Below are 11889 nucleotides of genomic sequence, written 5' to 3'. Positions count from 1 at the left end.
TGAGGTGGGGCCCGTGATGATGCCGTCTTTGCGAGATATCCCGACGCCCCTGCAAGGAGGCCGATCATGAGCTTGCCCGATCCCGAACTTGACCTGTCGCCCGCGCCTTCGGACGAGGTGCGGCAGACGACCTGCTACATGTGCGCCTGCCGCTGCGGGATCAACGTGCACCTCAAGGACGGCGAGGTCGCCTATATCGAGGGCAACCGGGACCACCCGGTGAACCGCGGCGTCCTGTGCGCCAAGGGGGCCGCCGGGATCATGCAGCACACCTCGCCCGCCCGGCTGCGGGCGCCACTGAGGCGGGTGGGGCCGCGGGGTGCGGCGGAGTTCGAGGAGATCTCGTGGGAGGAGGCGTTCGAGACGGCGCTTTCGTGGCTGCGCCCCTTGCGCGACGCGGCGCCGGACAAGCTGGCCTTTTTCACCGGGCGGGACCAGAGCCAGAGCTTCACCAGCCTCTGGGCGCAGGGGTTCGGCACGCCGAACTATGCCGCGCATGGCGGCTTCTGCTCGGTCAACATGGCGGCGGCGGGCATCTACACCATGGGCGGCGCCTTCTGGGAATTCGGCAGCCCGGACTGGGAGAAGACGCAGCTTTTCCTGCTGTTCGGCGTGGCCGAGGACCATGACAGCAACCCCATCAAGATGGGGATGTCGCGACTGAAGGCGCGGGGCGTCAAGACCATCGCCGTGAACCCGATCCGCACGGGCTATAACGCCGTGGCCGACGAATGGGTCGGCGTGACGCCCGGGACCGACGGGCTTTTGGTGCTGAGCCTCGTGCATTGCCTGCTGGAGGCGGGGAAAATCGACCTCGATTACCTTGCGCGCTGGACCAATGCGCCGGTACTGATCGACGGTGATCCGAAATCCGCGACCCATGGTCTGGCCCTGCGCGACGATGAAGGCCGGCAGCTGGTGATCGACCGGCGCACGGGCAAGCCCGCGCCCTACGACGCCCCCGGCGTGAGGCCAGACCTGTCGGGCAAGATCCGGCGCGCGGGCGTTACCCATCGCGCGGCGTTCCAGCTGATAGCCGAGCGCTACCTGTCGTCCGACTATGCGCCCGAGACGGTGGCGCCGGAGCTTGGGATCGACGCAGGCCGCATACGCCGCATCGCGGCCGAGATCGCGGCGGCGGCCTTCGACCGGGCGGTGACGATCGACCAGCCCTGGACCGATTTCCGCGGCGAGCGGCACGAGACGATGACCGGGCGGCCTGTGGCGATGCACGCGATGCGCGGCATCTCGGCCCATTCGAACGGGTTCCAGACCGCCCGCGCGATTCATCTGCTGCAGATCCTGATCGGCAGCGTCGAGACCCCGGGCGGCATGCGGTTCAAGCCGCCCTACCCCAAGCCCGCGACCGCGCACCCGAAACCGCATGCCGGATGCCGCCCGGGACAGCCGCTGGACGGGCCGCACCTGGGCTTCGTGCAGGGCCCCGAGGACCTGCTGATCGACGGGGCCGGCCGGGCCAGGCGCATCGACAAGGCCTTTACCTGGGACGCGCCGCTGTCAGCGCACGGGCTGATGCACATGGTCATCGCCAACGCGCATGCGGGCGATCCCTACCGCATCGACACGCTGATGCTCTACATGGCGAACATGGCGTGGAATTCGTCCATGAACACCGGCGCCACGATGGAGATGCTGACCGATACGGACGAAGACGGTGCCTACCGCATCCCCCATATCATCGTCGCCGACAGCTATTCGTCCGAGATGGTGGCCTTTGCCGACCTGGTCTTTCCCGATACGACCTACCTTGAGCGGCACGACTGCATCTCGTTGCTCGACCGCCCGATTTCCGAACCCGACGCTGCGGCGGACGCGATCCGCTGGCCGGTGGTCGAGCCCGAGCGTGCGGGCCACGCGGGCGTGCGCGGGTTCCAGTCGGTGCTGATCGAGCTGGCGAACAGGCTGGAGCTGCCGGGGTTCGTCGAGGACGGCTCCGCGAAGTACGAGAACTACGCCGACTACATCGCCAACCACGAACGCCGCCCCGGGGTCGGGCCGCTGGCCGGCTGGCGGGTGGGCGAGCGCGGGCAGACCCCTGGGCGCGGCGCGCCCAATGCCGCACAGATCGACAGCTACATCAAGAACGGCGGCTTCTTTCAGGCGCATGTGCCGGAGGAGGCGCGGTATTTCAAACCCTGGAACGCGGCCTACCAGGACTGGGCCGTGTCGATGGGGTTCTACGACACGCCGCAGCCCTACCTCTTCCAGCTCTGGTGCGAACCGCTGCGGCGGTTCCAGATGGCGGCCGAAGGCAGGGCCGCCCCGCCCCCGCCCGAGCGGCTGCGCGAAGAGGTCAAGCTGGTCTTCGACCCGCTGCCGATCTGGTACCCGCCGCTGTCGGACGGGCTGGCCGACCCCGTGGAATACCCCCTGCACGCGCTGACCCAGCGGCCCATGGCGATGTACCATTCCTGGGGATCGCAGAACGCGTGGCTGCGCCAGATCCACGGGGTGAACCCGCTTTTCGTGCCGACGAAGGTCTGGCAGGCGCATGGCTTTGCCGAAGGCGACTGGGCCCGGCTGTCGTCCGCCACGGGCGAGATCGTGGTGCCGGTTGCGCACATGGCGGCGCTGAACGAGAACACCGTCTGGACATGGAACGCCATCGGCAAGCGCAAGGGCGCCTGGGCCCTCAAGGACGGCGCGCCCGAGGCTAAGAAGGGCTTTCTGCTGAACCACCTGATCCCCGAGCTTCTGCCCGAGCGTGGCGATGGCTACCGCTGGTCCAACTCGGACCCGATCACCGGGCAGGCGGCATGGTTCGACCTGCGGGTGCGGATCGAGAAGGTGAAGAACCCCGGAGAGGCGTTTCCGGTGACCCCGCCGCAGGCCTCGCCCGTGGGGCGGGGGCCGGGTGTGCTGCGCCGGGCGACGGCGGCGAAGCGGAAGAGCGAGGCGGGAGCGGGCCCCGACGGCGCGGTCGGCACTGGCCCATCGCCCGGCACCTCCGCCGGTACCTCCGCCGGCACCTCCACCGAGCCGGCCACGGATGCGCCGCAGGCCGAGGGAGGCGGTATCGCGGGGATGCTGCGGCGCGTGGGCGCGGCATGGCGCGGCGCGGGCCGGCCCCGCGCCACCCCGGCGCAAGACGCCGCCGCCCCCGCGCCCCGGGCGCCCGAGGCCCCCATCCCGCGCGGCCCCGATGCCCAGACCGCGACAGAGGAGGACCGCGAGACGTGACGCAATTGCCGCCCCAATCCGGCGAGGGTGCCGCGGTCAAGCTCGGCCTCGTCATCGATCTCGATACCTGCGTCGGCTGTCATGCCTGCGTGATCGCCTGCAAGGGCTGGAACACCGAGAATTACGGCGCCCCGCTGGCCGAAACCGATCCCTATGGCGCGGCGCCCGAGGGCGCGTTCCTGAACCGCGTGCACTCCTACGAGATCACGCCCGAGGACGCGCCCGCGCGGATCGTGCATTTCCCGAAGTCCTGCCTGCATTGCGAGGATGCGCCCTGCGTCACCGTCTGTCCCACCGGGGCCAGCTACAAGCGGGCCGAGGACGGCATCGTGCTGGTCAACGAATCCGACTGCATCGGCTGCGGCCTCTGCGCCTGGGCCTGCCCCTACGGCGCACGGGAACAGGACCCGTCCGAGAAGGTGATGAAGAAATGCACCCTTTGCGTCGACCGGATCTACAACGAAAGCCTGCCCGAAGAGGACCGCACCCCCGCCTGCGTGCGCACCTGCCCTGCGGGCGCGCGGCATTTCGGAGACCTGGGCGACCCCGACAGCGACGTGTCGCAGCTGGTGGCCGCGCGTGGCGGCTATGACCTGATGCCCGAGTTGGGCACGCGGCCGGTGAACAAGTACCTGCCCCCCCGGCCCAAGGACGACGAGATCGACGTGCTGGCCCCCCTGCTGGAGCCGGTCGCGCAAGAGCCGCGCGGCTTTCTGGGGTGGCTCGACCGCGCGTTGGAGCGGCTCTGATGCATCCCGCCGCGTCGCTTCTGATCTTTACCACCGCCAGCGGCCTGGGCTTCGGCCTGCTGGCTCTGCTGGGGGTCGGGCTGCCCCGGTTCGACGGGCTGAGCGCCTGGGCCTTCTACTCCTTGGGCTTCGCACTGGCCTGTGGCGGGCTGCTTGCCTCGACCGCGCATCTGGGCCACCCCGAGCGCGCGCTGAAGGCGTTCCGCGAATGGCGCAGCAGCTGGTTGTCGCGTGAAGCCTGGGCCTCGGCCGCGACGCTTGCCGTGATGGGGATCTATGCCGTGCTGCACCTCTTATGGGGCCTGCGGGTGGCGCCGCTGGGCTGGCTGGGGACGGCGCTTTGCCTGGGCACGGTCGTGGCGACGTCACGCATCTATGCGCAGCTGCGGACCGTGCCACGCTGGAACCACTGGTCGACGACCGCCCTGTTTCTTGGCTACGCGCTGTCGGGCGGGGCGCTTCTGGCGGGGCAGGTCACGGCGGCCCTCCTTCTTCTGATCCTGACCGGCGGCGCGCAGATCGCCGCCTGGATGGACGGCGACCGCCGCTTCGCCGCGCGACGGCATTCGATCCCCTCGGCCACGGGGCTTGGTGCCCCCGGAGGCATTCGCCAGTTCGAGCCGCCGCACACGGGCAGCAACTACCTGACGCGCGAGATGGTGTTCGTCGTTGCCCGCAAGCACGTGGCGAAGCTGCGCGTGATCGGCCTGGCTCTGGCAGTCCTCTTGCCCGTGGGTCTGCTGGTCCTGCCGTTTTCGCACATCCTCGCCGCGCTGGCCGTGGTCAGCCATGTCGCGGGCGTGGTGGTCATCCGCTGGCTGTTCTTCGCCGAGGCCGAGCACGTCGTGGGCCTGTATTACGGGCGTGATCCCGTGCGGCGCTGATCCCCCGGCCCGGGCGCGTAGCTTGGGGGGCGCAGCTCCGATAGGCACGGGCCGCGACGAACGGACCGCCCCGGCCCCGCCTCTGCCGCCTGCCTTGCTCCGCCGCGCGCCGTGAGGGCACGGCACAGGTTGCAGGCCCCGCCGCAGCCTGCAAGGATACGGCCCGAGCAGCCCGAGGGGAGAGGCAGTGAACACCCATAGCGAAAGCTTCGACACCACCGCGCAGGACCCGGTGACGCCGGACTGGATCGCGCTGGACTGGAACATGGACGGCCTGCGGGCCTGGGCCATGGCCGAGGACGGCACGGTGCTGGACGACCGCCGCTCGGACCTCGGGTCGGCGGCGCTGGACGCCGCCGGGTTCGAACCGGCGCTGCGGGCGCTGGTCTGGGACTGGCAGCTGCCCAGCCCCTGCCTTGTCCTGGCCTGCGGATCCGTCGGCGCGCGCCACGGCTGGGCCGAGGCGCCCTATGCCCGCGTGCCCTGTTCCCCCTTGGGCGACGGGCTGACCATCGCGCCCGCTGGCGACGGCCTGGACCTGCGCATCGTCGGCGGCCTGGGGCAGGACAAGCCCGCCGACGTGATGCGCGGCGAAGAGACGCTGATCGCCGGTTACCTTGCCGGGCGTCCCGACTTCGACGGCGTGGTCTGCCTGCCCGGCGACCAGACCCGCTGGGCGCATGTCAGCGCGGGCGAGGTCGTCAGCTTCCAGACCGCGATGACGGGCGAGCTTTTCGCGCTTCTGGCCAGCGAGTCGATCCTGCGCCTGACGCTGGAGCCCGGCGGTCGCGACGACCCCGCCTTCGATGCCGCGGTGGGCGAGACGATGTCGCGCCCCGAGGCGCTGGCCAGCCGGATGTTCGCGCTGCGGGCCGAGGGGCTGTTGAACGCGATGCCGCCCGAAACCGCCTCGGCCCGGCTGATGGGCCTGCTTCTGGGGGCCGAACTTGCCGCCTCGCGCCCCTACTGGCTGGGACGCGAGGTCGCCCTTGTGGGCGAAGGCGACGCCATGCGGCTTTACGCGCGCGCGCTCGAAGGTCAGGGCGTGCAGGTGACGGTCGTGCCCCCCGATCCGTTGATCACCGCCGGGCTGACCGCCGCGCGGGCCCGCCTGAAGGGGGCCGCGTGATGGGAACCCTTGCCGCCGTCATCGCCGATAGCCGCCCCCTTGTCGCGATCCTGCGCGGGATCGACCCGACCGAGGCCGCCGCCGCGGCGGGCGCCCTGATCGAGGCCGGGATCACCCGGATCGAGGTGCCGCTGAACTCTCCCGCGCCCTATGACAGCCTGTCGGCCATGGTCGCGGCGCACGGGGAGGCGGCGCTGATCGGCGCCGGCACCGTGCTGGACCCGGCCGAGGTCGCCGAGGTCGCGCGGCGCGGTGGCCGCATGGTCGTGGCGCCCAACGCCGATCCCGCGGTCATCGCGGCTGCGCGCAACCTCGGGCTTGAAACCCTGCCGGGCGTTTACACGGCGACCGAGTGCTTCGCCGCGATCAAGGCCGGTGCCACGGGGCTCAAGCTGTTTCCCGCGTTCAAGCTGGGGCCTGACGGGCTGGAGGCGCTGCGCGCCGTGCTGCCCGCCACGCTGCCGGTCTACGCGGTGGGCGGCGTCGGCCCGCGCCACTTTGCCGAATGGCGCCGCGCGGGGGCCACGGGATTCGGCCTTGGCACCTCGCTGTACAGGCCGGGCGACAGCACCGCCGACATCGCCGCCCGCGCCCGCGACGTGGTCGCCGCCTGGGACGAGATCGCCGGCGCCTGAAGCCGGGCGCACACGCGCCCCGGGCGTCCCGCGCCCGGGGCGACCTGCCGGGGGCCCGCAGTGCGGAAACCGGCGCGTCGGGGCGGTGGCGGCAATCGGGCGGGTTGCCCGCCGCGATTCCCCGCCCGGCAGGGCCCCTGGCGGGACCGTCTTCGCCCGACGCAGGCCGGGCCGGGCTGGCACGGCGTCCCGCATCGCCCCCCGTGACGCCCCCGTGGCGGGGCCCGAGACAAGACGAGGAGGAGAGACGACATGACAGACGTTCCCCACGACACCGCCGCGGACCGCTTTGACGCCCGGCCCTGCCAGCTGGGCGAGGGGCTCTTGTGGCACCCGGGCCGGGCGCAGCTCTTCTGGGTCGACATCCTCAGCTCGCGCCTGATGTGGCACGGCCCCGACGGCCCCGGACACCGCGACATGGACGAGATGATCTCGGCCATGGGGATCGTCGACGACAGCCGCATGGTGGTGGCCTCGGAAACCCGGCTCTTCGTGCTGGACCTCGACAGCGGCACCGAGACGCTGCTGTGCCCGCTCGAGGCCGACGACCCCGAGACGCGGTCGAACGACGGCCGCGCCGACCCGTTGGGCGGGTTCTGGATCGGCACCATGTCGAAAGAGGCCGACACCGGTCGCGGGGCGATCTACCGCTGGCATCGCGGCGAGTTGCGCAAGCTCTTCGGCGGCATCAGCATCCCCAACGCGATCTGCTTTGCCCCGGACGGGGCTCATGCCTATTTCACCGACACCCGGGCCCAGATCATCTGGCGCCAGCCGCTCGACGCCCAGGGCTGGCCAGAAGGTGGACGCGAGACGTTCCTCGACCTTACCGGCACGGCGCGCAAACCCGACGGGGCGGTGACCGACGCGGTGGGGAACCTGTGGGTCGCCGAATACGAAGGCGCGCGCGTGGCCTGCCATGCCCCCGACGGGGCGCTGCTGCACACCGTCAGCTGCGCCGCGGCCCCCCTGGCGACCTGCCCCGCCTTCGGCGGCCCGGACCTGACGACGCTTTTCTGCACCACCGCGGGCGGCGACGGCAGCGGGACCGAGCAGGCCCGTCCCGGCCCCGGCCAGACATTCGAGCTGCGCAACGCCGGACAGGGCCGCCCCGAGCCCCGCGTGCGTCTGGACTAACCGCCGGGCCGAAGCGGGCCGCCCGCCCGGCGCAGGGGGCGGTCCCCGGGGTCCCACGCTGGTCAGTCCGCAGCGCGGCCTGTCGGCTGCGCCTCACTCACCGGTGCCTGCATGCTGCGGCGTCCGGTCCCCACGCAGTTTCGGTCTGCTGCCCCCCGGGCGCGCCGAGCGGATGTTCGTGGCCGCTGGATGGCCGCCGGCAGACAGACCGAGGCGACGGCAAACTCCTTTCACGAAAGCCTCCCGCCGATCGATGGCCTGCATCGGTCAGTGGGGCACAGAAGGAGACTTGCGCCAGCTTTGCTGCCCCCGACAGAGCCGGCACGACGACGTTTCGCACGGGCGCCTGCTCCGCACCGGGCCAGATCGCCGTTCGCCCCGCCTCGGCCCGGCCCGGCCCCTGCCGGGAACGCGACCGTAAGCGCGACCGCGACCGCGGAAACGGCCCGGGCCATGGAAACGTCCCCCGGACGCTGACGCCTACCGTCGGGGCAGATTGCGCTTTCCCCGCCCGAATGGTCGCAACCGGACAGGCCGGCCGGGGCCTGCGGCGCCATGCTGTCCCAATGTTCCTTTCCGTCCTCGACCTCTTCAAGATCGGCGTCGGCCCGTCCTCATCCCACACGATGGGGCCGATGGTGGCCGCAGGCCGGTTCCTCGACCGCCTGCGCGGCTCTCCCTTCGCGGCCGCGGGGGTGCGGGCCTCGCTGCACGGATCGCTGGCCTTCACCGGCGCGGGCCACGCGACCGACCGCGCCACGATTCTGGGGCTCGCCGGCCTGTCGCCCGAAACCTACGACGCCGAAGCCGCCGAGACGGCACTGGAGGAGATCCGCCGCGACCGGCAGGTCACGCCGCCCGACCTCGGGCCGCTGGCCTTCGATCCCGCGACCGATCTGGTTTTCGACTACGACCGCACCCTGCCCGGCCACGCCAACGGCATGATCCTGACCGCCACCGATGCGCAGGGCGACGCCATCCTGTCCGAGACGTACTACTCCGTCGGCGGCGGTTTCGTCCTGACCGAGGCCGAGCTGGCCGAGGGTGCGGCCCGCGACGACGGTCCGCCCGTGCCGTACCCTTTCAAGACCGCCGCCGAGATGCTGGAGATGTGCGCCGCCACGGGCGACAGCATCGCCGCGCTGAAACGGGCCAACGAGCTTAGCCGCCGCACCCCTGCCGCGCTGGACCGCGGGCTTGCGCGGATCTGGGAGACGATGTCGGACTGTCTCGACCGCGGGCTGGCGACCAGCGGCACCCTGCCCGGCGGGCTGAACGTGCGGCGCCGCGCGGCGGGGATCCACGACAGCCTGCTGGCCGAACGGGGCCGCAACCTTGCCCCGCCGCACGTCATCAACGACTGGATGAGCGCCTATGCCATGGCGGTCAACGAAGAGAACGCCGCCGGCAACCAGGTCGTGACCGCGCCGACCAACGGGGCGGCGGGGGTGATCCCGGCGGTCATCCGCTACTGGCTGACGCATGTGCCGGGCGCCACGCCCGCCGGGGTGCCCGAGTTCCTGCTGACCGCCGCCGCGATCGGCGGATTGATCAAGTTCAACGCCTCGATCTCGGGCGCCGAATGCGGCTGCCAGGCCGAGGTCGGCAGCGCCTCGGCCATGGCCGCGGCGGGGCTGGCGGCGGTGCTGGGCGGCAGCCCCGAGCAGATCGAGAACGCCGCCGAGATCGCGCTTGAGCATCACCTGGGCATGACCTGCGACCCGGTGCGCGGGCTCGTGCAGGTGCCGTGCATCGAACGCAACGGGCTGGGCGCGATCAAGGCGGTGTCGGCGGCCTCGCTCAGCCTGCGCGGCGACGGCAGCCACCTTGTCCCGCTCGACGCCGCGATCGAGACGATGCGCCAGACCGGCCGGGACATGAGCGAGAAGTACAAGGAAACCTCGCTCGGCGGTCTTGCCGTGAACGTGCCGAACTGCTGACGGGCGGGCTCCGGGCGCCGCGTCGGACGCACCGCCCGGCCGCGCGCCTTCGGCACCCCTGCGGGATTGCCGCCACAGCGACCGCCGGAACGACCATGGCGGGCGTCTCGCCCATGTCGGCAAGCGACTGGTGCACCGGGCGGACCAGACGGCGCGCGGAGCCGGTGCCTGTCGACCCTCGCGCCCCCCCGCCTGCCGCAGGCGGCCCTCACCCTCCGTCGGGGTAGAGCATCCGGGCACCCGCGGCCGACAGGGCCGCGTGCAGGTCGGGGGTGGGTGCGGCGTCCGAGACCAGCGTGCCGATCTCGCCCGGTGCGGCGACGTGGGACAGGTGCACGCGCCCGAACTTGCTGGCGTCGAGGATGAAATGCCGGCGCGCGGACTGCGCCAGCATCGCCTGCTTGATCGCCGCGAAGCCCTCGACCGCCTCGCTCACGCCCTGCACGCCGATGCCCGCCGCGCCCAGGAAACAGGCGTCGACGTGGTAGCCGCGCAGGAAATCCACCGTGGCGGTGCCGATCACCGCCGCCTCGTCATGGCGGTAGCCGCCCGGCGCCAGCACCACCCGGGCCCGCGGCGCGCTGCCCAGGATCATCGCCACCTGAAGGCTGTTGGTGACCGCCGTCACCGCCATGTCGGACAGCGCCAGCGCCCGGGCGAACGCCATGGTGGTCGAGCCCGCGTCGATCATCAGGCTGTCGCCTTCGCGCACCTCGGCCACGGCGAGCCGGGCAAGGCGGTCGCGTTCGCTCACCCGTTCGCGGCTGCGTTCGTCGAGCCCGCGATACCCGCCCGGCGCCCGCGCCGATGCCCCGCCGTAGGACCGGTCCAGAAGCCCCGCGCGGCCCAGGTCATCGATATCGCGGCGAATGGTTTCGGTGGTCACGCCAAAGCGCCCGGCCAGCTCGGCCACCCGCACATGCGGGGCAAGCCGCAGCTCCAGAAGGATCTGATCGCGCCGCTCGCCCTTGCGAAGCCGCCGCTTCGTGTCTTCGGTCATCGCCCGCGCACCCCGGAAACAGTCCGATATGGATAAAGCCAGAGTTTTGTAACGTAAATGTTGCAACTCCCACATTTAAGTGGTGTTCTCCTGAAAATCAGGCGCCCTGAGGGAGCGGGGCGCCGCAATGGGAGGAAACCATATGAAACCGCAACTGACCTCGACCGCCGCGATTCTGGCCGCCCTGGCCCTGTCCGCCGGTGCAGCCCAGGCGCAGGACGACTGCGAGAACCGCGGCGCGCTGGACGCGATGTACTGCGATGCCGACGGCGACCTGGTCGCCGATGCGCCCACCGACGAAAGCGAGCTTCAGGATCCCGGAACGCTGGTCTTTGCCTATACCCCGGTCGAAGATCCGGCGATCTACGAAGATATCTGGACCCCGTTCATCGAACATCTCGAAGAGGTCACCGGCAAGAACGTGCAGTTCTTCGCGGTGCAGTCGAACTCGGCCGAGGTCGAGGCGATGCGCTCGGGCCGCCTGCACATCGCGGGGTTCTCGACCGGGCCCACGCCCTTCGCGGTGAACCTCGCCGGCGCGGTGCCCTTCGCGATCATGGGCGGCGATGACGGGCAGTTCGGCTACAAGCTGCAGGTCTACACCCAGGCCGACAGCGACATCCAGGAAATGCCCGACCTTGCCGGCAAGCGGGTCGCGCATACCTCGCCCACCTCGAACTCGGGCAACCAGGCGCCGCGCGCGCTGTTCCCCGACCTCGGTGTCGTGCCCGACGAGGATTACGAGGTCACCTATTCCGGCAGCCACGACCAGTCGATGCTGGGCGTCGTGGCGGGCGACTACGACGCCGCGCCGGTGGCGTCGGAGGTCGTCGACCGGATGGCCGAGCGCGGGCTCTACGACCCCGAGGATGTGCGCATCGTGTGGGAAAGCGATCCCTTCCCGACGACCTCCTACACCTATGCGCACGACCTGACGCCCGAGCTGAAGGACAAGATCGAGGAGGCGTTCTTTACCTTCGATTTCGCGGGCACCGAGCTGGGCGAGGAATTCACGGGCGTGTCGAAGTTCATCCCCGTGACCTATGAAAAGCAGTGGGCGGTGATCCGGCAGATCCAGGCCGCGAACGGCGTCGAGTACACGCCGCAGGGCCTGGCCGCCGAGTGAACCGGCGCGGGGCTGGCGGCACTGCCGCCGGCCCTGCCCACCGCCGTCTGCGCGACAGGCACCACCCCGGCGATTGATCCGGCGCGGT

The 11889-nt window shown here is 71.2% G+C and carries 9 protein-coding genes; 8 read left to right on the top strand and 1 reads right to left on the bottom strand.

Annotation, left to right across the window (positions count from 1 at the left end; genetic code table 11):
- Nucleotides 1-66 precede the first annotated feature (66 nt).
- The 7 genes from EKE94_RS07345 to EKE94_RS07315 all read left to right on the top strand — a co-directional run bounded on the left by EKE94_RS07345 (nucleotide 67) and on the right by EKE94_RS07315 (nucleotide 9675).
- Nucleotides 67-3201 carry a molybdopterin oxidoreductase family protein gene (locus tag EKE94_RS07345; RefSeq protein WP_127905939.1) on the top strand — a complete coding sequence of 1045 codons (3135 nt, stop codon included), beginning with the start codon at nucleotides 67-69 and terminating at the stop codon, nucleotides 3199-3201.
- Nucleotides 3198-3950, top strand: coding sequence for a 4Fe-4S dicluster domain-containing protein (locus tag EKE94_RS07340; RefSeq protein ID WP_127905938.1), 753 nt, complete (start codon nucleotides 3198-3200; stop codon nucleotides 3948-3950). The genes EKE94_RS07345 and EKE94_RS07340 overlap by 4 nt, the downstream gene beginning before the upstream one ends.
- Nucleotides 3950-4834, top strand: a complete 885-nt coding sequence (locus tag EKE94_RS07335; RefSeq protein WP_127905937.1) for a dimethyl sulfoxide reductase anchor subunit family protein — start codon at nucleotides 3950-3952, stop codon at nucleotides 4832-4834. The genes EKE94_RS07340 and EKE94_RS07335 overlap by 1 nt, the downstream gene beginning before the upstream one ends.
- 187 nt (nucleotides 4835-5021) lie before the next feature.
- Nucleotides 5022-5963, top strand: a complete 942-nt coding sequence (locus EKE94_RS07330; protein ID WP_235855927.1) for a 2-dehydro-3-deoxygalactonokinase — start codon at nucleotides 5022-5024, stop codon at nucleotides 5961-5963.
- Nucleotides 5963-6598, top strand: coding sequence for a 2-dehydro-3-deoxy-6-phosphogalactonate aldolase (locus EKE94_RS07325; protein ID WP_127905936.1), 636 nt, complete (start codon nucleotides 5963-5965; stop codon nucleotides 6596-6598). The genes EKE94_RS07330 and EKE94_RS07325 overlap by 1 nt, the downstream gene beginning before the upstream one ends.
- A 252-nt stretch (nucleotides 6599-6850) precedes the next feature.
- On the top strand, nucleotides 6851-7735 hold the full coding sequence (locus tag EKE94_RS07320) for an SMP-30/gluconolactonase/LRE family protein (RefSeq protein ID WP_127905935.1): 885 nt from the start codon (nucleotides 6851-6853) through the stop codon (nucleotides 7733-7735).
- 566 nt (nucleotides 7736-8301) lie between these two features.
- Entirely contained in the window at nucleotides 8302-9675 is a 1374-nt protein-coding gene (locus EKE94_RS07315) for an L-serine ammonia-lyase (RefSeq protein WP_127905934.1), read from the top strand.
- Nucleotides 9676-9883: 208 nt separating this feature from the next.
- Here the strand turns inward: EKE94_RS07315 and EKE94_RS07310 are convergent, their stop codons facing one another.
- Nucleotides 9884-10675, bottom strand: coding sequence for a DeoR/GlpR family DNA-binding transcription regulator (locus EKE94_RS07310; protein ID WP_127905933.1), 792 nt, complete (start codon nucleotides 10673-10675; stop codon nucleotides 9884-9886).
- A 142-nt stretch (nucleotides 10676-10817) separates the two neighbouring features.
- On the opposite strand from EKE94_RS07310, the gene phnD reads away from it, so the two are divergent.
- Nucleotides 10818-11801, top strand: a complete 984-nt coding sequence (phnD, locus tag EKE94_RS07305) for a phosphate/phosphite/phosphonate ABC transporter substrate-binding protein (RefSeq protein WP_127905932.1) — start codon at nucleotides 10818-10820, stop codon at nucleotides 11799-11801.
- Nucleotides 11802-11889 lie beyond the last annotated feature (88 nt).

The sequence above is a fragment of the Mesobaculum littorinae genome, from assembly GCF_004011175.1.
Classification (GTDB): Bacteria; Pseudomonadota; Alphaproteobacteria; order Rhodobacterales; family Rhodobacteraceae; genus Tranquillimonas; species Tranquillimonas littorinae.
The sequence above is the reverse complement of the archived record's forward strand: the minus strand, read 5'-3'. Positions and strand labels throughout refer to the sequence as shown.

Excerpts from the sequence above, each read along its gene's own strand:
- EKE94_RS07335 (WP_127905937.1), top strand. The coding sequence starts at position 3,950 with ATGCATCCCGCCGCGTCGCTTCTGATCTTTACCACCGCCAGCGGCCTG.
- EKE94_RS07315 (WP_127905934.1), top strand. The coding sequence starts at position 8,302 with ATGTTCCTTTCCGTCCTCGACCTCTTCAAGATCGGCGTCGGCCCGTCC.
- EKE94_RS07310 (WP_127905933.1), bottom strand. The coding sequence starts at position 10,675 with ATGACCGAAGACACGAAGCGGCGGCTTCGCAAGGGCGAGCGGCGCGAT.
- EKE94_RS07320 (WP_127905935.1), top strand. The coding sequence starts at position 6,851 with ATGACAGACGTTCCCCACGACACCGCCGCGGACCGCTTTGACGCCCGG.
- phnD (WP_127905932.1), top strand. The coding sequence starts at position 10,818 with ATGAAACCGCAACTGACCTCGACCGCCGCGATTCTGGCCGCCCTGGCC.
- EKE94_RS07345 (WP_127905939.1), top strand. The coding sequence starts at position 67 with ATGAGCTTGCCCGATCCCGAACTTGACCTGTCGCCCGCGCCTTCGGAC.
- EKE94_RS07325 (WP_127905936.1), top strand. The coding sequence starts at position 5,963 with ATGGGAACCCTTGCCGCCGTCATCGCCGATAGCCGCCCCCTTGTCGCG.